The sequence below is a fragment of the Streptomyces sp. NPDC007856 genome, from assembly GCF_042868225.1.
Lineage (GTDB): Bacteria > Actinomycetota > Actinomycetes > Streptomycetales > Streptomycetaceae > Streptomyces.
The window spans coordinates 213412-235455 of record NZ_JBIAEC010000008.1 but is presented as its reverse complement, the minus strand read 5'-3'; the positions used below and the strand labels follow the sequence as shown (position 1 = coordinate 235455).

Sequence of the window (22044 nt, the reverse complement as noted above, 5' to 3'; positions counted from 1 at the left end):
CGCCGGACGGGGCTACGCCGTGGCGGGGTCGGCGGCTGTCACGCCTCCGCGAACAGCTCCTCGCCGCTCGTGACGGAGAGCGCCCGGTCGAACCAGATGCCCAGGACGTCCAGGTCCTCGCAGCACATGACGCGATCCCGATCGGCTTCGGAGATCTCGATGCCTCGCACATCGAGGATGCGGAGAATGTCCTCGGCACGGGCCTTGGCACGGCCCTCGGCGCGGCCCTCGGCAAGACCCTCGTTGATGGCTTCCTCGATGATGGTGCCGCTGCCGGGGAAACGGGGGGTGTATGTGGCCATGAGTCGCCTCCACAGTGCACGGGCCGGGGTGTCGCCCAGGCCGACTTCGGTGAATTCCGCCCAGCGCTTCGCGGTCTCGCCGCCGGTGTCGGCCACCGCCTCCGCCAGCGCATCCAGTATCGCAGGCAGGTCCGGATCCTTGGCGTGGGCGAGCGCGGAGAAGACGGCGAGGGCGAGGTCCTCGGCCGCCTCTTCCGGGTCGGTGACCGCGGGGACGTTGCCCGGGCCCAGGACGAGAGGGAAGACCGCGATGCTGGTGTGGCCGGGCAGGCCGACGCGGACGGGTTCCGCCGCCCAGGCCGCGGTCGCCTTGTCCCGGCAGACCACCAGCAGGACCGGAGGCAGCTGGTACTTGGCGTACAGGTGCGCCAGGTAGTAGGTCCAGCTGCTCGGCTTGTCCCGGTCCGGCTTGCCCTGGGCTTCCACGGCGAGCAGGAAGCCCCCGTCCTCGGCCGTGTCGACCCGTAAGAGCGTGTCCACACGGCGCACCAGCGGTCTGATCTCGGTGAGGTCCGTGTCCAGCGGCTGGATCCCCGTGGGCTCGGGGAAGGGGATGCCCGCCCTGGGGAGGGCCCGGGCGAAGAGCCCCGGGTCCTCCCGGAAGATCTGGTGCATCGCCTCGTGCGCTGAACTGACCATGCGACGGAACGTAGGCGAGGTGTCCGGCGCGGCGACGGCGGTTCCGCTGGGGATTCAGCCGTACGGATGAATGTGCCCCTGGCCTATGCCAAACTCTGCTGTCAACGTCCCGGTCTACAGAGTCAGTTGAAGGCGCCGAACGCCTTCGAGAAGGCGAACTCGTCCTGGACGATCGAGCTGCAGGTGGGGTCGGCGGAGTTCTTCGCGCCGCCTGCGCACTGCTTGTCTCGGGCGGCGGACCACATGGACAGACCGCCGAGGCCCTTGGACTTGGCGAAGTTCACCAACTGGGTGGCGTCGTCCACCTTGAAGATCTCGGAGGAGACGTCGTTGACGCCGATCATCGGGGTGACGGCGACCGTCTTCCAGGCGGCGGAGTCGGACAGGCCGAGGACGCTCTTGACCTGGGCCTGGGTGGCCGTGGCGGCCTGCTGGGCGTAGTCGCCCATGTCGCCGTTGTACGAGGCGCCGTAGTCCATCGCCATGATGTTGACGGTGGAGATCTTGACGCCGTTGGACTTGGCGTCGGACAGCAGGTTCACACCGTCCTGGGTGAGGCCCTCGGGCATCACCGGGAGGGTGAAGGAGACGTCCAGGTTCGGGTGCTGGGCCTGGAGCTTGGCGATGGCCTGGGCGCGGCGGGTGTTGGCCGCGGTGTTCGGCAGCGCGCCGCCCTCGACGTCGAAGTCGACCTTGGTCAGCTTGAACGCGTCGACCGCCTTGCCGTACGCCGCCGCCAGCGCGTCGGCCGAGGAGCAGGTGGTGGCCAGTTCTGAGCCGGAGGCACCGCCGAAGGAGACCCGGACGTCACCACCCTTGGCGCGCAGGGAGCCGATCTGCGCGGCGACGGCGTCGCCGGTCAGGTCGGTCACACCGCCCCACTTGGGGGTGCAGCCGCCGCCGTCGGTGATGAACGCGAGGTTGTAGTTCTTCACGCCGGTCGCGTCGGCCGCGCCGGCCAGGTCGAAGGCCGGGTAGAGGGACGTGTCTACGTACGGGGCGAAGCCGGCGGAGGCGGTGGTGCCGGTTCCGCTGCCGCTGCCGGTCGTCTGGGAGGCGGTCGGGGCGGGGGTGCCGCTCTTGGTCGGGGCGGCGGTGGGGGTCGGCGACTGGGTCGCGGTGGGGCGGCCGCTGGGCTCCGGCGTGGCGCCGCCGTCCGCGGAGCACTGGGCGCCGTCGATACGACAGCCCGTCGGGTCGCCGCTGCCGTCGACCACGAAACCGACGGTCACCGACTTGCCTGGCGCGAGGCCCTCGGAGTCCCACTTCGCGGGCTTCACGGTGACGTGCGAACCGCTGACGCTCGACTCGCCGTTCCACAGCGAGCTGAGCCTGGCTCCCGCCGGGAGGTCGAACTCCAGGGTCCAGGTCTTCTCGGTCTGGCCGCTGTTGTTGGTCACGACGTACTGCGCGGTGTACCCGGTCGACCAGTCGCTGGTCTTGGTGTACGCGGCGTTCACTCCGGCCGCGTTGGCGGTGCCGGTGAGCAGGAGCGCGCCACCGCCGACCACAGCCGCGGCCACGAGACCGCCGATCGCCTTGTTCCTGCCGCTGATCCTGCGCCGGTGCGTGGTCATGCGCGTGCCTGCCTTCGCTGTTCACGTGGGTGAGGTGCGGCAGCACGCTAGCGATCCGGAATCGGGCAAACCGCCCGATCGGGGCGGCCGTTGCAGACCTTAGGGTTCGCTTAAGGAAGGGATCGGAGACGATTAATGGTCGAGACCAGTGGGGACCGGTTTGCCCGCTCGGCGTCTTCGGACACGACCCCGCGCCACCGGCCGCCGCCCGTCCAGCTGGAACCAGATCCGCACCTCGGTGCCGCCCAGCACCGAAGAGCCGATCCGGACGTCCCCGCCGGTGGACTCGGCGAGCCGGCGCACGATGTCGAGCCCGAGACCGGTCGAACCGGCGTTCCCGGAACCGCGGCCACGGGCCATCGCCGCCTCGGGGTCCGAGATGCCGGGGCCCGCGTCGGAGATCAGCACGATCACCGCGTCCTCGCCGTTGTGCACGTCGACCGCGAAGGCGGTGCCCTCGGCGGTGTGCCGGAACACATTGCCGAGCAGCGCGTCGAGCGCGGCGGCCAGATCGGCGCGGGCCACGGGTATGCGCACCGGCCGCTCGACCCCGGCCACCCGCCACTTGCGGCCCTCGTCCTCGGCGAGCGCGGACCAGAACTCCATGCGCTCACGCACCACTTCGGCCGCGTCGCACCCGGCTCCGGGGCCGAGGGCGGCCGTCTGCGGCTTGGCCTCCCGGGCCGTACGGATGATGGTGTCGACCTCGCGCTCCAGCTGGGCGACCGCGGCCCGGGTCTGCTCGGCGGCCGGTCCGCCGCCCAGGGAGGCCGCGTTGAGCCGCAGCACGGTCAGCGGTGTGCGCAGCCGGTGCGAGAGGTCGGCGGCCAGCTCTCTTTCGTTCGCGAGGAGTTGGACGACCTGGTCGGCCATGGCATTGAACGCCACGGCCGCGAGCCGCAGTTCGGTCGGACCGTCCTCCGGCACCCGGGCGCCCAGCTTGCCCTCGCCCAGATCGTGCGCGCCCCGCACCAGCCGCTGGGCGGGCCGCACCATGCGCACCCCGAGCCGGTCGGCGACCGCGACCGAGCCGACGATCAGCGCGAGGCCGACGGCCGCGAGCACCGCCCAGGCCGTGCCGACGCCGTTGGTCATCTCGGACTCGGGGACGTACACCTCGACGACCGCGATGTCACCGGAGCCCAGCGCGACCGGCTGGAGCAGTGTGGAGCCGCCGGCCACGGAGGTGGTGGAGGCCCGGCCCAGTTTCCGTACGGCCTGGATGTCGCGGTCGGCGGCGCGCTGCCGGCCGAGGTCCAGCGCGGACCGGCCGCCGCCGGCGGGCAGGTGCACGGCCATCCCGGAGTCGGCGCCGGCCGAGGCCACGACGCGCTCCAGCTTGTCCTGGTCGGTGGTGATGGACAGCGCGGGCGCGACCGCGGCGGCCTCCCGCTCGGCGTTGGAGAACGCCCGGTCGCGGGCCATCTCCTTGACGACCAGGCCGAGCGGGACCGCGAAGGCGACCACGACCATGGTGGTGACCGCCAGGCAGACCTTGACCAGGGCCCATCTCATCGCACCGGCTCCCCGTCCGCGGCCGGTTCCATGGGCGGTTCGAGCTTCACGCCGACACCCCGGAGCGTGTGCAGATAGCGGGGCCGGGCAGCCGTCTCCCCCAGTTTCCGGCGCAACCAGGACAGGTGGACGTCGATGGTCTGGTCGTCACCGTAGGACTGCTGCCAGACCTCGGCGAGGAGTTCCCTGCGCGGGACGACCACCCCGGGTCGGCCGGCGAGGAAGGCGAGCAGGTCGAACTCGCGGCGGGTGAGGTCGAGGCGGACCCCGTCCAACTCGGCCTGGCGGCGCAGCGGGTCGACCGTCAGGCCGCCCACGCGCAGGACGCTGGACGGCGGGGTCTCGCCGCCCGCCGAGCGGGCCCGGCGCAGCACGGCCGCGATCCGCGCGGAGAGATGCTCGACGGAGAACGGCTTGGTCAGGTAGTCGTCCGCACCGGCGTTGAGCAGCCGGACAATCTCCGTCTCGTCGTCCCGGGCGGTGGCGATGATCACCGGGACGTCCGTGATGCCGCGCAGCATCTTCAGCGCCTCGGAGCCGTCCAGGTCCGGCAGTCCGAGGTCCAGGATGACCAGGTCGAAACGGAAATGGGCGACCTCGCGCAGCGCCTCAAGTGCCGTACCGACGCTGCGCACGGTGTGTGCGGCGTCGGTCAGATGCCGGATGAGCGCGGAGCGTACGAACTGGTCGTCCTCGACCACGAGCACACTTGCCATGCGCCGCACCGTACGCCATGCGGCCCATCCCGGACCGACGCCTGTGGATAACTCGGAGCATGTGCGCACGGCGGTCCCCCTGGGGCAGTATGGCCCGCGATGCGCAGAGGACTCGTACACGTACTGGCGTGGCTGCTCGCGACCGGAGCGGCGGTCACGCTGTCGTGGTGGGGTGTGCACACGGTGATGGCCGGGACGGCGTACGACCCGCCGCGCGCGCTGCCGGTCACGGCCGCCGACGCGACGACCCAGGGCGCGAAGGCCCTTCCCTCGCCGGCACGCCGGCCGGCCCCGTCGCACCGGCCGTCGGCCGGCCAGGCGCCGCCGAATCCGGCCGCCCCGCGGTCCCCGAGCCCTTCTGCCTCCCCCAGCGCGTCCGCGTCCGGCCAGGTCAAGTCGTACGACACCGACGGCGGCCGGGCCGTGTTCGACCTGGGCCCGTCCAGTGCCACGCTCGTCTCGGCGACGCCGGGGACCGGCTGGTCGATGCAGGTGTGGAAGACGGAGACCTGGATCCGGGTGGAGTTCAGCCGGGGCACGGACCGGGTGTCGGTGATGTGCACCTGGCACGACGGGCCGCCGCATGTGGACATCGGCACCTACTGAACCGGTTGAAGGACCGCTGAACTCACCGGAACACCGAGGGCGGTGGGGCGGGCGAGGCCACGGCCGCCGCGTCCGTCACCGGGACCGCGCCGCCCGTGAAGTCCATGAGCGGCTTGCCGTGTTCGACCCGGCCCGGGTGCGGGTCGGAGGCGGCACGGCGGGTGAGTTCGGCGACCGGGAGCGGGGCGTCGGAGGCGACCAGGACGGCGTTGCCGAAGCGCTTGCCGCGCAGCACGGCCGGGTCGGCGATCAGCGCGAGCTCGGCGAACCGGGCGGCGGCGGTGGCGATCTGGCCGCGCAGATGGGCGAGCGGCGGGCCGTCGGCGAGGTTGGCGGCGTAGACCCCGGACGGCTTCAGGGCCCGGCGGACCTCGTCCAGGAACTCGGTGGAGGTGAGATGGGCCGGGGTGCGGGCGCCGCTGAAGACATCCGCGATGATCAGGTCCGCCCAGCCGTCCGGCACCTTGGCGAGGCCCGCGCGGGCGTCCGCCGTCCTGACCCGGATCCGGGCGTTCGGTTCCAACGGCAGCTCCCGGCGGACCAGTTGGACCAGACTCGCGTCCCGCTCGACGACCTGCTGGGTGGACCGGGGCCGGGTGGCGGCGGCGTACCGGGCGAGGGTGAACGCGCCGCCGCCGAGGTGCACGACGTGCACGGGCCTGCCGGGCGGGGCGACGAGGTCGATGACATGGCCGAGCCGGCGCTGGTACTCGAAGGAGAGGTACCCGGCGTCGTCCAGGTCGACGTGGGACTGGGGCGCGCCGTCGATCAGCAGCGTCCAGGCGCGGCCCCGGTCGGGGTCGGGCACGAGCTGTGCGAGCCCGCCGTCGACCGCCTCCACGACGGCTTCCTCGGCCGCCGATCTGCGCCGTGTGTTCCTGGACCTGCCCATCCGACCATCTTCGCAGCCCGTCGGGGGGCTCGCCGCATCGGCGGCGGTCGGCTCGGGCGGCGGTCCCGGGCCGCTTCACTGGCAGCCGTCGGCCGCCTCGATCATCCGGGCCGCCTCCCCGAGGGCCCGGCGCAGCACCACCGGGTCGGTGGCGAGATCGGCCTCGCCGGGCGGCAGCAGCCAGTCGGAGCCCGCCACCGGCGGCTCGGGGTTCAGCCTCAGTCCGCGGCCGTCGGTCTCCGTGCAGATGCTGCCCGGCACGTCCCAGCCGGCCGCCGTGCCCGCCGGGACCAGGAAGCCGAGGGTCGCGCAGCCGCCGTCGTGCAGCACGGGCCCCATCGCCTCACCGGCGCCCCGCCGCAGGATGTCGACCGCCTCCAGGCCCTGCCGGAACGGTACGGTCACGAGGTCGCAGGCCGCCGTGTCCGGGTCGTCCCCCTCGCCCGACGACGGCGACGTACAAGGTTCGTTGCTCTGACTGGACTCCCTGGTCTCCATGCCGGCCTCCACACAGCCCTGTCGCGGTCCATGCAGCCCAACGCTCGAGGGCGTCAACGGCTACGGCACAAGTGCGCCGCAAAGGATGGCACTTCATGGCAGATCGTGGATGAGATATCCGGTTTGTAGCTAAACACAGCGTGGCGGGTCCTTCACAGCAGGTACGTTCATGCCCGCCGGAACCAGGGCGTCACTCGGACAACTCGTCCCGAATCCGCCCCGGCACCGGCATGGTTCGACGGTTCGCACGAGAGGACCCGGCCATGGCGTCGTCAACCGAGACCTCGTCACAGCCCGAACGGCCACCCCGGCCGAACCTCGCCTTCCGGCGACTGCGCGGCAGGCGTTCACCGGCCGAGTTCGCGGCGCTCGTACGACGCGCCGCGCGCGAGATCGGTGAGCGGGTGAGCTGTGACGCGCGTTACGTCGGCAGGGTGGAGGCGGGCGAGATCCGCTGCCCCAACTACGCCTACGAACGGGTGTTCCTGCACATGTTCCCCGGCCGTACCCTCACCGACCTCGGCTTCGCGCCCCGTTCGGCCGTCCGCGGCCGTGCGGCGCGTACGGCGGTGGAGGTGCCCGGGGCACCCGTGGGCGCGCAGGCGCCCGGTGAGTCACGGGGGGCCTTCGAACCGTATGACACGCAGGACCCGTGCGGCGCGCCAGAACCGTACGCGAAAGACCATCTGAACCACGAGGAGAGCGACGTGCTGCGTCGCGCATTCATGACTGGCGGCGGCGCCACGGTGGCCGCCGCCACGCTGGGCCCGCTGGGGCTCACCACGGACGCCGCGGCCGCGGTCCGGACCGCTCGCCGGCCCGGGACCCCGGAGGCGCTCGCCCTGGAGGAGGCCGTCCGCCGGATCCGGCTGCTCGACGACCGGCACGGCGCGGACGGCCTGTACCGGCGCGCGGCGGCTCCGTTGCGCGCGGCCTACGCGCTGCTCGACGCGGGCGCGACCCGGCAGACCACCGCGGAACGGCTCCACTCGGGCGCCGGTGAACTCGCCATCTCCGTGGGCTGGCTGGCGCACGACTCCGGCCGCTTCGACGACGCCCGCTCGCACTACGCGGAGGCGCTGGCCACGGCCCGGATGACCGGGGACCCGGCGCTGGAGGCGCACGCCTTCTGCAACACCGCGTTCCTGGCGCGGGACGCCGGCCGCCCCCGGGAGGCGGTCCGCGCCGCGCAGGCCGCCCAGCGCGCGGCCGCACCGCTGGGTTCGGCGCGCCTGATGTCCCTGCTCGCGCTGCGGGAAGCCGGCGGCTGGGCGGGGCTCGCCGACCGCACCGGCTGTGAACAGGCGCTCGTGCGGGCCCAGACCCTCTTCGCGCGGGGCCGCTCGGAAGCCGACCCCGAGTGGATGAGCTTCTACGGAGAGGCCGAGCTGGAGGGGCTGGAGGCGCAGTGCTGGTCCACGCTGGGCGACTGGCGGCGGGCGGCCCGGCACGCGCGCCGGGCGGCGCATCTGCAGGATCCGCACTTCACGCGCAACATCGCGCTGTACACCGCGGAACTGGCCGACGATCTCGCGCGTGAGGGCCGGCCGGACGAGGCGGCCGCCGCGGGCTTGCAGGCGCTGGCCCTGCTGGACGAGGTCCAGTCCTCGCGTATTCAGAGCATGCTGGCGGGAACGGCGCGGGTGCTGCTGCCGCACCGGCGGGCGTCGGGGGTCTCCGAGTTCCTTGACCGGCATGCCGCCGTGCCGAGAACGGGGAGGGCGTAAGCGGTACGGGAGGGGTACGACTATCCCGCCAAGTGCCCCAAGTCGTTCCAGCTCTCGATCGCCGGCTCCCCGTACGCCCAGCCCAGCACCGACAGCGAGGTCGGGTTCAGGCGTATCCGCGCGGCGAAGTCCAGCGGGAGACCCAGCCAGCGCGCGCCTATGGAGCGCAGGATGTGGCCGTGGGCGAAGACCAGGACGTCGCGGTCGGCCGAGCGGGCCCAGGACACCACCTCGTCCGCGCGTGCGGTGACGTCGGCGAGGGTCTCGCCCGCAGGGACCCCGTCCCGCCAGATCAGCCAGCCCGGCCGCACGGCCTGGATCTCGTCCGGCGTCATGCCCTCGTAGGCGCCGTAGTCCCACTCCATGAGCGTGTCCCAGGTGGTGGCCCGGTCGCCGAAACCGGCGAGTTCACACGTCTCACGCGCGCGTGCCAGCGGGCTGGTGCGCACCTCCACCCCGGGCAGTCCGTCCAGCGGGGCCCGGTGCAGTCGCTCGCCGAGCAGCTTGGCTCCCCGCCGGCCCTCCTCCAGCAGCGGCACGTCGGTCCTGCCGGTGTGCTTGCCGGACAGTGACCATTCCGTCTGTCCGTGCCGGGCCAGCAGGATGCGCGGTGCCATGAGAGACCTTTCCGGAAGCGAAGCGGACCTTCTCATCATCGCTCACCCCCGGCCGGGGCAACCCGGGGGGCGATCTCGGCGTCTTTGTGGGCCGGAGCGCCCTCATGGGCGGGGATACGGACACCGTAAAGTGACACGGTCGCCCTCCGGGGCGCGCCGCACAGCGACAAGGGGGAGGGCGATCGGATGCCGCAGACCGAGACACCGGGCACCGAGGGGGCCCCGCGTACCCGGCTGCGCTGGTGGACCGAGCTGCCCCTGATCCTCCTCGTCTACGGCTGCTACTCGGCCGGCCGCCTGCTCGCCCGCGGTGACGTCTCCTCCGCCGTCGACCACGGCCTGGCGATCCTGCGCATCGAGAAGGCCCTGAGCCTCAACGCCGAGCACCCGCTCAACCGTGTGTTCACCCGCGAACCCTGGCTCGGGATACCGGCCGACTTCTGGTACGCCTCGCTGCACTACCTGGTCACGCCCGCCATCCTCGTCTGGCTGTTCCGGACCCGCGCCGAGCACTACCGGCGGGCCCGCACCTGGCTGATGGCGTCCACGTTCATCGGCCTGATCGGCTTCACCCTGCTGCCGACCTGCCCGCCCCGGCTGCTCTCCGCGGACCACGGCTTCGTGGACACCATGGCCCACTACAGCTCGTACGGCTGGTGGGGCGGCGAGGCGAGCGCGCCGCGCGGCATGGGCGGGATGACCAACCAGTACGCGGCCATGCCGAGCCTGCACGTCGGCTGGGCGCTGTGGTGCGGGGTGATGCTGTGGCGGCACGGCGGCACGCGCGTGGGGAAGATCCTCGGCGTCCTCTATCCGCTGGGCACCGCGCTCGTGGTCATGGGCACCGCCAACCACTACTTCCTCGACGCGGTCGCGGGCGTCGCCGTGATGGGCGCCGGCCTGCTGCTCGCGCCGCGCGTGACATGGGCCGTGGACCTGGTCCGGGCCCGCCTGTTCCCGCGCCGCACAACGGTCACGGACGGCACGGGTTCCCCGATTGTCAGTGCCGGATGCCAGACTTCCGCGGGTGAGCGAATTCCACGGCAGCGCGAGTCGCAGCTCGACGCCGGGGCCGAACCGGACGCCTCCCCCAGCGACGCGGGAGAAGGGGCTCCGGCACCGGCTCGCTGAGCTGCGCGGTCCCGACGTACCGGCCAAGGCCCTGGACGCGCGCGCCCTCGCGGCGCTCGCCGCGAACCCCGGGTGCGAGCGGCGGGCGATCCTGGACGGCGCCGGGGTGGACAAGGCGCGGCTGGCGAGCGCGCTGGGCGCGCCGTCCGGCTTCGGGCAGTCGCAGTTCGCGCTGACGCGTGGGAACGCGTTCGAGGCGAAGGTGAAGGCCGACGGCGGCGCGGAGCTGCTGCGACTGGCGCACGCCCGCCTGGATCCGGGCGCCGAACCGCCCCAGGGCGCCGCCGTACCCGACCTGACCGCGCACGGCCCCGAGGGGCGTACGGCCCGTACGGCGCTGGCGCTGCGCGAGGCCACGCGGGCGGGCGGCTGGACCCTGCTGGACCATCCGATGCTCGCACTGGACGTGGCGGGCTCGCTCGCCTTCCTGGAGCCGGACGCGGTGGTGGTGCACCCGGACGGCAGCTGGTCGGTGGTGGAGATCAAGTCGTTCCCGATGCTGGACGGTTCGGCGGACCCGGCGAAGGTCGGCGCGGCGGCCCGGCAGGCGGCGGTGTACGTGCTGGCCCTGGAGAACCTCGCGGCGCGGCTCGGTCCCGCCCCGGTCGTACGGCACCGGATCCTGCTGGTGTGCCCGAAGGACTTCTCCAACCTGCCCGCGGCGTCCGCCGTCGACGTCCGCAAGCAGCGCGCGGTCACCGCCCGTCAGCTGGCCCGGCTCACCCGGATCGAGGAGATCGCCGAGACCCTGCCCGAGGGCGCGTGCTTCGCGCCCGACCGCAGCGCCGAGGAGCTGACGGCGGCCGTGGCGGCGGTCCCGGCGACGTACGCGCCCGAGTGCCTGTCCGCGTGCGAACTGGCCTTCCACTGCCGGGAACGCTCCCGCGAGGAGGGTGCCGTCACCCGCCTGGGCCGGCCGCTGCGCGCGGAACTGGGCGGTCTGACCACGGTCGAGGACGTCCTCGCGGCGGCCCGCGGCGAGAGCGGCGACCCGGCCGACCCGGCGGTTGTGGCCCTGCGCCGGGCCGCGGCCCTGCGCGCGGAGGCCCTGACGCAAGCGCCGCGCCAGGAGGTCGCCCCGTGTCCCTGATCGCCACCCTCGCCCGGCTGGAGGCCGTCAGCAGCGGCCGGGCCCAGCCCGCCGCGACCGTCCGGCACCGCCATCTGTCCCCGCGCCCGCTGGTGTTCGTGCCGCTCACCACCGCCGGCGAGGCGGGCGCCCCGCTCGGCGCGCTGGTCGGCACCGACCGGGACGCCCCCCGCCTGCTGGTCGTGCCGCAGCCCCGCGACCGCGATCTGCGCTTCTCCTTCCTCGCCGACCTGGCCGATGTCGTCCTGCCGTACATCGACTCCTACGCCGAGTCGGTGGAGGCGGCCGAGCGCACCGAGACCGACCCGGAGACCGGCAAGCGGGTCAAGGTCGAGGTGGAACTGTGCGCGGACGCTCCCCAGCTGATCGTCCCGAGCCGCGCCGGCCTGGACCTCGTACGGCTGCTGGGCCGCTCGATGCGGTTCCGCCGGACCGCCGAGCAGGACCCGGACGCCCCCTACCCGGCGCCGCCCCGGGTGCCGCTGCTCGGCCGCTGGCTCACCCACTACGGCGAGCGGTCGCGCGTCCCCGGCTCCTCGCTCCTGCTCGCCCTGACCGATGTGCTGTCCCGGCACTGGGCGACCGGCCAGTCCAGTCTGGAGGACCAACACCTGGGCGCGCTGCTCGCCTGGATCGACCCTCCGGAGGGCACCTCCGGCGCCGAGGCCGCGCGCCGGGCCGAGCTCGCCCGCGACTCCGCCGGCCAGTTGCTGTGCCCGCCGGCCGGACCCGCCACCGACCCGGCGTTCGACAACAAGCTGCTGGCCCCGGCCATCGAGCGCTACGACCGCGCGCGCACCGCACTCGCCGCCGCCGAGGACGCCCTGGCCGCCGACGACCGGCTGGCCGCGCTCACGGCGGCCGAGCGGGAGATCCGCGACCTGGTGGCAAGCCGGACCCGGCCCACCTGGGACGCGGTGTGGCGGGGCCTGGACCTGCTGCGGGCACTGCCGGAGGGCGCGCATGTGGAGGAGCGCTGGACCCGCGACCGCTGGTCCTTCACCGGGCACCGGGACCGGGTGCTGGCGGGCGAGCCCCCGCAGCCGCGCCGGGACGACGCGGTGACGGCTGCGAACAAGCTGGCCACGCGCGAGCGCGAGCAGGCCCGGCTGGAGGCGCAGGAGGCGCTGGACGACCCGCTGGTGATGGCGGGCCGGCGGCTGGCCGGGGAGGCGTTCGCGGGCGAGGTGACCGATGTCGTCATGGCGTACAGCGAGGGCAAGCGGCCGAGCCCGCGCCCGCTGGTGACGGTCCGCACGGACGACCGGCCGCATCTCGCCGAGCGGACGAGGGTGTACCGCTCGCTGGGCGGCAAGCCGCAGTCGGCGGAGTTCGCCGGCTACGAGGGCTCCTCGGACGGGGGTGTGCTGGTCCTCCGCGTCCTGGACAAAATGGGGCGCGGCAGGGAGCCGGAGCCCGGTTCGGTGCCGAAGCAGGGCGACCGGGTCTGCTTCACCCTGTTCGAGCACGAGCAGCGCGGTGGCGCGAAGCTGCCCGACCCGGAGGAGACCCCGTGGACCCACGGCGGCCCGCCGGGTGAGGCCGTCCAGGAGGCCGCCGATCCCATCACCGAGGAGGACGTGCTGTGACGACGGTCGACTTCGACCCCGGAGCCGCTGCCACCCGCGCCACCGACGCGATCCTCCACGACACCCTGCACGGCACCGAGCGCGGTGTGGTCGTGGACTCCCCGCCGGGTGCCGGCAAGTCGACGCTCGTGGTCCGCGCGGCCCTCGAACTGGCCGGGGCGGGCCGCCCGCTGATGGTGGTGGCGCAGACGAACGCCCAGGTGGACGATCTCGTCCTGCGGCTCGCCGAGAAGAACCCGGACCTGCCGGTCGGCCGCCTGCACAGCAGTGACACCGACCCCTACGACAAGGCGCTGGACGAGCTGCCGCAGGTCCGCACGTCGGCGAAGGCGGCGGATCTGAACGGCCTGCCGGTGGTCCTGTCCACGGCCGCGAAGTGGGCGCACGTCAAGGTGGACGAACCCTGGCGGCACGCGATCGTGGACGAGGCGTACCAGATGCGCTCCGACTCCCTGCTGGCCGTGGCGGGCCTGTTCGAGCGGGCGCTGTTCGTCGGCGACCCCGGGCAGCTGGACCCGTTCGCGATCGTCGGCAGCGAGCAGTGGGCGGGCCTGTCGTACGACCCCTCGGCCTCCGCGGTGACCACCCTGCTGGCCCACAACCCCGGCCTGCCCCAGCACCGCCTCCCGGTCTCCTGGCGGCTGCCCGCCTCGGCGGCGCCCCTGGTCTCCGACGCGTTCTACCCGTACACGCCCTTCCGCAGCGGCACGGACCACGGGGACCGCCGCCTGACCTTCGCCGTCCCCTCCGACGGCTCCGGCCCGGACCAGGTGATCGACGAGGCGGCGGAGTCCGGCTGGGGCCTGCTGGAACTGCCCGCCCGGCACACCCCGCGCACGGACCCGGAGGCGGTGCGGGCGGTGGCCGCGGTCGTGCGCCGCCTGCTGGACCGAGGCGGCGCGGCGGTCTCCGAGCGCTCGGACGATCCCGCTCCCCTCACCGCCGACCGCATCGCCGTCGGCACGGCCCATCGCGACCAGGCGGCGGCGGTCCGTGCGGCGCTCGCCGAGCTGGGCGTGGCGGACGTCACGGTGGACACCGCGAACCGTCTCCAGGGCCGGGAGTACGACGTCACGGTCGTCCTGCACCCGCTCTCCGGCCGCCCCGACGCCACCGCCTTCCACCTGGAGACCGGCCGCCTGTGCGTCCTGGCCTCCCGGCACCGCCACGCCTGCATCGTGGTCTGCCGCGCGGGCGTCGGCGATCTCCTGGACGACTACCCGTCCACGGAACCGGTCCAGCTGGGCACGCTGGTGAAGTTCCCGGACGGGTGGGAGGCGAATCACGCGGTGCTGGCGCATCTGGCGGAACACCGGGTGAGCCGGCGGACGTGAGCGGATCCAGGTGCCGGACGCGCACCTTCCGCCGGACGGAGTCCGGCACGCCGCCGGAGGCGGCCGATGAACAGAGCCCGGACGGCTGGGAGGCGAATCACGCGGTGCCGGCGCATCTGGCGGAACACCGGGTGAGCCGGCGGACCTGAGCGGATCATTGGGTTCCGGTCCCCCGCGAGAACCAGCCATGACGGCCTCTTGCGGGGGCGCGGGACAATGGACGGTGGCCCACCTGAAGGCGGCGCCCAGCGAACCGTACGAGGAGGAGACAGGACATGGCGGAGCCCACGCCGCGTCGTAACGAACCGCGGCTACGCCCCGCGCCTCTGATCTTCGAGCCCGCGGAGGCGGCCGGCGATCCCGAGCACTTCTTCGACCTGGAGTCGATCGAGGATCCGCGGTCGCTGCTGGCCCGGGCCACGGAGCTGACCCAGGCGTTCCGCGCGGCCGCCGACCGGGCCGTGGAGTTCCAGGCCATCGCGGCGGCCCAGCTCGCCGACCCGCGCCGGTTCGACCGGCTGACCCCGGCGGACATCGCCGAGCGCGCGGAGTGGACCGAGGACTACGCGAAGAAGATGGTCGAGTACGGCCGGGACCTGATGCGGGGGAACGCCGAGGGCCGGACCTACCCCGATCCCGTGTGATCCCGGGATCTGGGCAAGCCCGCCAGTGAGCCCGCCTGGCATATGCCAGGCGGGCAAGATACTCCTCCCCCACCGTCTCTGTCCCGGTTTTCGGCAACTCAGAAGAACTGCCCGCTCACGCCCGGTACATCTGGGTGGCATGAGCAGCGCACCGAACGTCAACCGAGTCACCTCCGACGGCGTCGCCTGGCTCGCCTCGGCCGGCACCTATCCCCGGAGCATGCTGGCCCTCTGGGAGGAGCGCCCGGACGCCCCGGTCGTCCTGCCCTGCGGCACCGTCTTCGACGTGGTGAGCGCACCGGCGGTCTTCGGCCGCCGGATGCTGGACCGGTTGTGGGACGACGGCCCCGGCTCGGGCCCGGTCGCGATGTTCCGGGGCCGTGTGCTGCTGTTCGCCGCGCCGGGCACGGCCCAGCGGCTGCCCTCGCTGCTGGCGTGGGAGGAGTGGGGATCGAACCGTACGGAGGCGGTGCCGCCGCTGCTGTGTCACGGCACGGGCGACGCCGTGACCGTCCCGGCGCCGGCCGGCTCCGACGCCCCCGGCGACTCCCGCTGGCTGGTCGCCCCGGACACGCGTCATCCCTGGCTGCCCGGGCCGGAGGTGGTCCTCTGGGCGGCCGTGCGGGCGGCCCGCGCGGCAGTGCGGATATCGATTTTTCCTCCCGCCGACCAGGGTGCTAAGGTCTACGACGTCAGCAGGCGCCGCTAGCTCAGTTGGTTAGAGCAGCTGACTCTTAATCAGCGGGTCCGGGGTTCGAGTCCCTGGCGGCGCACGATGGCGATGGCGAGGCATGTCCGCGGAAGGCGCGGACCTGGCTCGCCATCTCTGTTTGTTGCGCGGCTTCGCCGCGCGTTGTGGGGGCTTCGCCACCCACACCCCCACCAGGTCGGTCCAGTGGGCGTGGGTCGCGAGCGCGTCGATCCAGGTGACCGGGGACCCGGAGCGCGTCGGCCCGCGCCGGGAGGTCAGCCGGTGATGCCCGGGGTGATCTGCACCGTCCATGCGCCGGACATCGTTCTCCCCTCCACTTCCACCTTGACGCCCTGGCCGGGCACGGTGAAGGTCTCGCCCAGGGCGACCGGGGCGTCGGCGAGGGGTGGGTAGACCGAGTTCTCCCAGCAGGCCTCGGTGTGGGGGTGGGCGTCGACGACCTCCACGGGGCCGCCGCCGGACTCCGTGCCGCTTCTGATCCGGTACACCAGGACACCCTGCCGGCAGATGGCCCGGTCGTTGCCGGCCGCTCCGCGCGCCTCGAAGGCCAGGACGCTGTCGGGTCCGGTGCGCACGATCGCCAGCTTCACCCCGTGTCCGAGGCCGAAGGCCGCGGCGCCCGCCGTGCCCAGCACTGGGAGGCCGGGGCCGGCCTCCAGCGGCTCCAGGGTCAGCCGGGTCGGCCGCGCGCCGCGCACGCACACCACCTGGCGCGGATCCAGCCAGCCCAGCTTCCACTTGTGCCAGGCGAACAGGTCCGGCGACAGCCCGAACTGGCTACCCATCAAGTCCCAGTCGCCGACGTAGGTGTCCCAGTCGCCCTTGCCGTCGACCGGGCGGTGATAGAGATCGGGTAGGTCGAACACATGGCCGGTCTCGTGGGCGAGAACGAGACGGTCCGGCGGGTGCTTCTCGAAGACCGTGACGACCCGCCGGACGTCCGTGCCGTCCACGTGGACGGGCGCGTCGAGGTTCACGACCTTCGTGGCGTCCGAGTCGACGCCGGGCGCGTCCGGGTCGGCGACGAAGTACACGACCTGGTAGCGGGAGAAGTCGACCTCCTTGTCGGCCACCGCGAACGCGTCCCGCACATAGGCGGCCCGGTCGTCCTCGTCCCAGTCCCGCTTTATGGCGTACGCCGTGGACGGCCGGGGCATGCGCAGCCAGTGCTTCAGCGGGTGCGGTCGGATGGTGAACCTGCCGTAGGAGGCCTGCTGGTAGTAGCGGCTGGTGGCCGGGAAGTGGTCGGCGGTCAACTCGGCGGGGGTGGTGCGCGGGGTGGCGTCCGGGAAGGAGAGGAACACCAGCACGGCGTCCTCCGCGCCGGCCGCACGTCCGTAGTCGGCGTTCCAGGTGTCCAGGCCCTCGGAGTGGTGGGCGTCGGTCCGGTGCAGGGCGCAAGGGGTCGTGGAGAAGGGCTCGGCGACCGCCGGGCCACCGAGGATCGAGGTCGCGGCGAGCGCCGACAGCGTGGTGCACACGGCGGCGGTGCTGCGCAGCTTGGGCACGGGCATGACCTCCGGACGCGTTCGCGGGGACCCGCATCCAGATTGCTGGTATTCATTGGGATATGCCCTGTTCGTCTGCACCACACGGGTGAGTGCGCCCCCGGGGTGCGCCGGCGCACCATGGCGCCCGACACCCCGAAACACTCACGGAACGTCACAACTGGTCGGGGGCCCCAAGAACCCGTCCAGGTGCGGGCAGAAACGATCTGTCAGAAACTGTGCTCCGTCCGGGACACTGGAGAGTGGCTGGAAGGGCCCGGGGCCAGCCTCTATGATCGGCACACTTTCCGGCACGGACATCGATCGAGTGCACTGCGGGAGCGAGCGGTGAGCGGAACGTCCGAAGGGCCGACGCCCGCGGCAGACCTCGACCGGTCAGCCGTCACAGACAGTGACCACACTACCTACCACCGTGTCTTCGCGGCCGCCCCGCTCGCCATGGCCGTCGTGGACCGCGCCGGACTCGTCGCCGGCGCCAACGCGGCCTTCGGCGAGCTGCTCGGCACCGATCCGGACACACTCACCGGACGGGTCGCCGCCGACCTCGTCGACCTGGCCTCGGACGCCCGCAGCTGGCACGCCTACCGCGAGGTCCTGCGCGGCCGGCAGGCGAAGCTGCGCTGCACCCGCCGACTGAAGCACCCCGAGGGGCACTCCGTGTGGGTGCAGGTGACCGTGGCGCCGCTGAGCGGCGAGCCCGGGGTGCTGCTGTCCGTCGCCGACATCAGCGCCCGCCGCGAACTCCAGGCGCGGCTGCGGCACTTGCAGATGCACGACCCGGTGACCCGGCTGCCCAACCGCACGCTGTTCTTCGAGCGGCTCACGGCCGCGCTGGAGGCGGAGTCGTACGAGCAGAGCGGCACCGGCCGGATCGGCCTGTGCTATCTGGACCTCGACGGCTTCAAGGCGGTCAACGACACCCTCGGCCACCGCGTCGGCGACCGGCTGCTCGCGGCCGTCGCCGAGCGCCTGACCCGGGTGGCCGACGAGGCCGGCTACGCCCGCGCGGTGACCCCGCTGGTGGCCCGGCTCGGCGGCGACGAGTTCGCGCTGCTCGTGGAGGACTCAACCGGCACCGAACAGCTCGCCGATCTCGCCGAGTCGGCGCTCAAGTCCCTGGAGGAGCCCTTCGATCTGGCGGGCCAGCGGCTGTCGTTGACCGCTTCCATCGGAGTCGTCGAACGCCATGCCGCCGGCACGACCGCCACCGGTCTGATGCAGGCCGCGGACACGACCCTGTACTGGGCGAAGGCCGACGGCAAGGCCCGCTGGACCCTGTTCGACCCCGAGCGCAACGCGCACCGGATGACCCGTCAGGCGCTGTCGTCCACCCTGCGCCCGGCCATCGAGCGCGGTGAATTCGCTCTGGAGTACCAGCCGTTGGTCGGGATGGAGGACGGACGTCTTTCCGGGGTCGAGGCGTTGATCCGCTGGAATCATCCTCAGTTCGGCACACTGACGCCGAATCGGTTCATCGGACTGGCCGAGGAGGACGGTTCGATCGTGCAGCTCGGCCGCTGGGCGCTCGCCACAGCCTGTCGCCAGGCCCGCCGCTGGCAGTTGGACCATCCCGCGGAGCCGCCCATCTTCGTCAGCGTCAACGTGGCCGTACGCCAGGTGTGGGACTCCGACCTGGTCTCCGACGTGGCGGAGATCCTCACCGAGACCGGACTCGCCCCGCATCTGCTGCAGTTGGAGCTGACCGAGTCGGCGGTGATGGGCTCGGCCGGCCGCCCGCTGCAGGCCCTCCAGGCCCTCAGCGACATGGGCGTCCGCATCGCCATCGACGACTTCGGCACCGGCTACTCCAACCTCGCCTACCTCAGCCGCCTGCCGGTCTCCACTCTGAAACTGGACGGTTCCTTCGTACGCGGCTTCCAGTACGAGGCCGACAAGGACACCGCGATCGCCCCCAACCCGGCCGACGAGGTCATCGTCGAGGCGATGATCCAGCTCGCCCACCGGCTCGGCATCACCGTCACCGCCGAGTGCGTGGAGACCTCGGCCCAGGCCACCCGGCTGCGCCGCATCGGCTGCGACACCGGGCAGGGCTGGCTGTACTCCCGCCCGGTGCCGCCGGATCGTATCTCCGAGCTGCTCGGCGAGCAGACCTACGCGGTCGGCAAGCCGTAGGCGTCCGCGATCAACTCATAGGAGCGCAGGCGCAGTTCGCCGCGATGGGCGTGGGAGACGAGCATCAGCTCGTCGGCGCCGGTGCGCTTGTGCAGATCGTCCAGGCCGGAGCGGACCTCGTCGGCGGTGCCGTGCACGATGTTGGAGGTCCAGGAGGCGATGAACTCCTCCTCCATGGGGCTGAACTCGTGCTGCTCGGCCTCGTCCGGGTCGGGGAAGAGGCCGGGCCGGCCGGTGCGCAGCCGGAGCATGTTGAGGGCCATCGCCCGGGTCTGGCGGCGGGCCTCGCGCGCGTCGTCGGTGGCGAGGGTGGAGACGCCGATCAGGGCGTAGGGCTCGTCGAGGACCGCGGAGGGGCGGAAGGTCTGCCGGTACAGGTCGAGCGCCGGGATGGTGTTCTGCGCGGAGAAGTGGTGCGCGAAGGCGAACGGCAGGCCCAGCAGACCGGCGAGGCGGGCGCTGAAGCCGGAGGAGCCGAGCAGCCAGACGGGCGGGCGGTGCGGGGACTGGACGCCGCCGGGGGCGGTGGCCTGGACGGGCCCCGGGATCGCGTGGATACGGCGGTACGGGTGCCCGTCGGGGAAGTCGTCGTCGAGGAAGCGGGTGAGCTCGGCGAGCTGCTCCGGGAAGTCGTCGGCGCCCTCGTTCAGGGTGTCGCTGCGGCGCAGGGCCGCGGCCGTGGCGCCGTCGGTGCCGGGGGCGCGCCCGAGGCCGAGGTCGATGCGGCCCGGGGCCAGCGCTTCCAGGGTGCCGAACTGCTCGGCGATGACCAGGGGCGCGTGGTTGGGCAGCATGACGCCGCCCGAGCCGAGCCGGATGCGCTCGGTGTGGGCGGCCAGGTGGGCGAGGATCACGGCGGGCGAGGAGGAGGCGACACCGGGCATGGAGTGGTGCTCGGCGACCCAGTACCGGTGGAAGCCACGGGCCTCGGCGAACCGGGACAGCGCCACGCTGGTGCGCAGGGCGTCGGAGGCGGTGCTGCCCGCGCCGACGGTCACCAGGTCCAGTACGGACAGGGGGACGGGGGCGGTGCCGTGCGTCGTTCCCCGGATCTCGTCTGCCTCGTCTGCCGACACGTGTGGGCCTCCTGTTTGTGGTGTGCGCTGTCCTGGGCGGCTTAACAGGAGGCAGTCTCCGTTTATTCCGGGGTTCGTGCCGCCCGGGTCAGACCTGCACGATCGGTTCCCTCGTGAACAGCGTCCCGAGTGTGGGCGCGTTCACTCGCCGGTCGGCCAGCCGCAGCCCCTCCCACACCGTCACCTGGTTCGCGGTGAGCACCGGCTTGGACAGCGCCTTCTCCAGCAGCGACAGATGCGCGGCCGTGTGCAGGGCCGTGTCCGGCAGCAGGACCGCCTCCGCGTCCGGGACGTCGGCCGCCCGGGCCAGCGTCAGCACGTCCTCCTCGCCCCACGTGCCGACCTCGGCCGCCGTGATGATCCCGGAGGACCGGACCCCGGCCACCTCCAGCCCGCCGGACCGCAGGAAGTCCGCGAACAGCGCGGCGATGTCGTCCGGGTAGGTCGCGCCGACCGCGACCCGCCGCACCCCGATCTCCCGGGCCGCGTGCACGAAGGCGAAGGACGTCGAGGACGCGGGCATCCCGGCCAGCCGGGCGAGCGTGCGCACCTGGTCCTGGGCGCCCTCCCAGCCGTGCACGAAGCCACCGCTGGTGCACGCCCAGACCACCGTCTCGGCCCCGGCGAGCCGCAGGCTCTCCATGCCCGCCCTGAGCCGCTCGGTGGACCCCATCTCGCGCAGCGCCGCCACCCGGTGCGCGTCCTCGCCGATGTCGGTGTGGACCAGGTCCACCCGGATGTCGCTGCCCAGGAGCTGCTCTATGCGCGGATAGTCGTCCTCGGCGGAATGGCCCGGGTAGAGGAATCCGAGTGCGGTCATGTCCAGCCTTCCTGCGTCTCTTCCGGCGTGTCTTCCGGCAGTGCGGAGGGCCAGGCGCGCGCCGACTCGTCCAGCAGCGCCTGGTACGGCCCCACGGCTCGGGTACCCAGTCGGCGCAGCGCAGCCCACATCGTGACCTGGTTGGCAGACAGCACGGGAATGCGCAGCTCGGCCTCCAGCTGGGGGATCACGTCGTACGTCGGCAGGTTGGTGCAGGAGATGAAGAGCGCGTCGGCGGTGCCGGGGCGGACCGCCTGCCGGGCCATGGCGACGACGTCCCGGTACGGCACCCGCCAGATGTGCCGGGTCAGGCCCATGAAGGCGCACCCGGTGACCTGGACGCCGGCCTCGGCGACGAAGTCCTCCAGCGCCCGGGTCACCGACACGGTGTACGGCGTGACCAGCGCGACGCGCCGGACACGCAGCTCCTCCAGCGCCTGGAGCAGCGCGCCGGACGTGGTCACGGAGGGCGGCGCGCCCGCGAGGCTCATCGCCGCGCGCATCGCCCGCTCCCCGGCGATCCCGCCGACGAAGCTGCCGGAGGCGCAGGCGTAGGCGACGGCCTCGGGCGCGACGGTGGTCAGCGCGCGCACGGCGTCGCCGAGGGTCTCGTGCTCGCTCACCAGCCGGGCCAGGTCCAGGCTCACCTCGACCGGCACGAACGGGGTCCGGGTCAGATGCAGCGACACGTCGTCGGGCACCCAGCGCCACAGCTCGCGATCCAGGGCGAAGTCGAAGGGGGCCACCACGCCCACCCCGCGCTGGGGGCGGGGGCCGCCGAGAAAGGAGACGTGCATCGCTGGCACCGGCCTCACGCTGGGAGACGAGTGGGCAACGGATCGCGAATGCGCCCGTGTTGACGAAGGTAGGTTCGGGTGCGAGCGTGGTCAATCCGCGGTTAATCCGCGCATGTCAGAC

Annotated in this window: 20 protein-coding genes and 1 tRNA gene; 10 read left to right on the top strand and 11 right to left on the bottom strand. The window is 73.0% G+C overall.

Annotated elements, in window-relative coordinates; genetic code table 11:
• Window positions 1-38: 38 nt before the first annotated feature.
• From ACFYOH_RS21060 to ACFYOH_RS21045, 4 genes are all read right to left on the bottom strand, one after another.
• Complete coding sequence (locus tag ACFYOH_RS21060; protein WP_388627552.1) at window positions 39-941, bottom strand: hypothetical protein; 903 nt, start codon at window positions 939-941, stop codon at window positions 39-41.
• A 122-nt stretch (window positions 942-1063) separates the two neighbouring features.
• The gene (locus tag ACFYOH_RS21055; protein WP_388627551.1) at window positions 1064-2518 is read right to left on the bottom strand and encodes a cellulose binding domain-containing protein; all 1455 of its coding nucleotides are present in this window, start codon (window positions 2516-2518) and stop codon (window positions 1064-1066) included.
• A 132-nt stretch (window positions 2519-2650) separates the two neighbouring features.
• The gene (locus ACFYOH_RS21050; RefSeq protein WP_388627550.1) at window positions 2651-4033 is read right to left on the bottom strand and encodes a sensor histidine kinase; all 1383 of its coding nucleotides are present in this window, start codon (window positions 4031-4033) and stop codon (window positions 2651-2653) included.
• Window positions 4030-4749 (bottom strand): response regulator transcription factor, encoded by a 720-nt coding sequence (locus ACFYOH_RS21045; RefSeq protein WP_388627548.1) that lies wholly within the window; start codon window positions 4747-4749, stop codon window positions 4030-4032. The genes ACFYOH_RS21050 and ACFYOH_RS21045 overlap by 4 nt, the downstream gene beginning before the upstream one ends.
• 99 nt (window positions 4750-4848) lie before the next feature.
• On the opposite strand from ACFYOH_RS21045, the gene ACFYOH_RS21040 reads away from it, so the two are divergent.
• Window positions 4849-5355 (top strand): hypothetical protein, encoded by a 507-nt coding sequence (locus tag ACFYOH_RS21040; protein WP_388627546.1) that lies wholly within the window; start codon window positions 4849-4851, stop codon window positions 5353-5355.
• A gap of 22 nt (window positions 5356-5377) precedes the next feature.
• On the opposite strand, the gene ACFYOH_RS21035 is transcribed toward ACFYOH_RS21040, so the two are convergent.
• Both ACFYOH_RS21035 and ACFYOH_RS21030 read right to left on the bottom strand, forming a co-directional pair.
• Entirely contained in the window at window positions 5378-6247 is an 870-nt protein-coding gene (locus ACFYOH_RS21035) for a spermidine synthase (RefSeq protein WP_388627544.1), read from the bottom strand.
• A gap of 75 nt (window positions 6248-6322) precedes the next feature.
• The gene (locus ACFYOH_RS21030; RefSeq protein WP_388627542.1) at window positions 6323-6745 is read right to left on the bottom strand and encodes a hypothetical protein; all 423 of its coding nucleotides are present in this window, start codon (window positions 6743-6745) and stop codon (window positions 6323-6325) included.
• Between the two features lie 263 nt (window positions 6746-7008).
• Here ACFYOH_RS21030 and ACFYOH_RS21025 point away from each other — a divergent pair, with 263 nt between their 5' ends.
• Window positions 7009-8472, top strand: coding sequence for a hypothetical protein (locus ACFYOH_RS21025; RefSeq protein ID WP_388627540.1), 1464 nt, complete (start codon window positions 7009-7011; stop codon window positions 8470-8472).
• Window positions 8473-8492: 20 nt separating this feature from the next.
• Here the strand turns inward: ACFYOH_RS21025 and ACFYOH_RS21020 are convergent, their stop codons facing one another.
• A complete protein-coding gene (locus ACFYOH_RS21020; RefSeq protein WP_388627538.1) occupies window positions 8493-9089 on the bottom strand; it encodes a histidine phosphatase family protein in 597 nt (198 codons plus the stop codon).
• 186 nt (window positions 9090-9275) lie between these two features.
• On the opposite strand from ACFYOH_RS21020, the gene ACFYOH_RS21015 reads away from it, so the two are divergent.
• The 7 genes from ACFYOH_RS21015 to ACFYOH_RS20985 all read left to right on the top strand — a co-directional run bounded on the left by ACFYOH_RS21015 (window position 9276) and on the right by ACFYOH_RS20985 (window position 15650).
• Window positions 9276-10220 (top strand): phosphatase PAP2 family protein, encoded by a 945-nt coding sequence (locus tag ACFYOH_RS21015; RefSeq protein ID WP_388627537.1) that lies wholly within the window; start codon window positions 9276-9278, stop codon window positions 10218-10220.
• On the top strand, window positions 10117-11310 hold the full coding sequence (locus tag ACFYOH_RS21010) for a hypothetical protein (RefSeq protein ID WP_388627535.1): 1194 nt from the start codon (window positions 10117-10119) through the stop codon (window positions 11308-11310). Before ACFYOH_RS21015 ends, ACFYOH_RS21010 begins: the two co-directional genes overlap by 104 nt.
• Window positions 11301-12899, top strand: a complete 1599-nt coding sequence (locus tag ACFYOH_RS21005) for a hypothetical protein (RefSeq protein ID WP_388627533.1) — start codon at window positions 11301-11303, stop codon at window positions 12897-12899. Before ACFYOH_RS21010 ends, ACFYOH_RS21005 begins: the two co-directional genes overlap by 10 nt.
• Window positions 12896-14233 carry an AAA domain-containing protein gene (locus tag ACFYOH_RS21000; RefSeq protein ID WP_388627532.1) on the top strand — a complete coding sequence of 446 codons (1338 nt, stop codon included), beginning with the start codon at window positions 12896-12898 and terminating at the stop codon, window positions 14231-14233. Before ACFYOH_RS21005 ends, ACFYOH_RS21000 begins: the two co-directional genes overlap by 4 nt.
• A 275-nt stretch (window positions 14234-14508) precedes the next feature.
• Window positions 14509-14877, top strand: coding sequence for a hypothetical protein (locus tag ACFYOH_RS20995; RefSeq protein ID WP_388627530.1), 369 nt, complete (start codon window positions 14509-14511; stop codon window positions 14875-14877).
• 139 nt (window positions 14878-15016) lie between these two features.
• The gene (locus ACFYOH_RS20990) at window positions 15017-15586 is read left to right on the top strand and encodes a bifunctional DNA primase/polymerase (protein ID WP_388627528.1); all 570 of its coding nucleotides are present in this window, start codon (window positions 15017-15019) and stop codon (window positions 15584-15586) included.
• Window positions 15577-15650 (top strand) — tRNA-Lys (locus ACFYOH_RS20985). The genes ACFYOH_RS20990 and ACFYOH_RS20985 overlap by 10 nt, the downstream gene beginning before the upstream one ends.
• Window positions 15651-15843: 193 nt before the next feature.
• On the opposite strand, the gene ACFYOH_RS20980 is transcribed toward ACFYOH_RS20985, so the two are convergent.
• Window positions 15844-17103, bottom strand: coding sequence for a M6 family metalloprotease domain-containing protein (locus tag ACFYOH_RS20980; protein WP_388627527.1), 1260 nt, complete (start codon window positions 17101-17103; stop codon window positions 15844-15846).
• Window positions 17104-17424: 321 nt separating this feature from the next.
• On the opposite strand from ACFYOH_RS20980, the gene ACFYOH_RS20975 reads away from it, so the two are divergent.
• Window positions 17425-19230 (top strand): putative bifunctional diguanylate cyclase/phosphodiesterase, encoded by a 1806-nt coding sequence (locus ACFYOH_RS20975; RefSeq protein ID WP_388627526.1) that lies wholly within the window; start codon window positions 17425-17427, stop codon window positions 19228-19230.
• Here ACFYOH_RS20975 and ACFYOH_RS20970 read toward each other — a convergent pair.
• From ACFYOH_RS20970 to ACFYOH_RS20960, 3 genes are all read right to left on the bottom strand, one after another.
• The gene (locus ACFYOH_RS20970; protein ID WP_388627525.1) at window positions 19209-20306 is read right to left on the bottom strand and encodes an LLM class flavin-dependent oxidoreductase; all 1098 of its coding nucleotides are present in this window, start codon (window positions 20304-20306) and stop codon (window positions 19209-19211) included. The two genes, ACFYOH_RS20975 and ACFYOH_RS20970, sit on opposite strands and share 22 nt — an antisense overlap.
• Before the next feature lie 88 nt (window positions 20307-20394).
• Complete coding sequence (locus ACFYOH_RS20965) at window positions 20395-21126, bottom strand: decarboxylase (RefSeq protein ID WP_388627524.1); 732 nt, start codon at window positions 21124-21126, stop codon at window positions 20395-20397.
• On the bottom strand, window positions 21123-21923 hold the full coding sequence (locus ACFYOH_RS20960) for a decarboxylase (protein WP_388627739.1): 801 nt from the start codon (window positions 21921-21923) through the stop codon (window positions 21123-21125). Before ACFYOH_RS20960 ends, ACFYOH_RS20965 begins: the two co-directional genes overlap by 4 nt.
• Window positions 21924-22044: the final 121 nt, after the last annotated feature.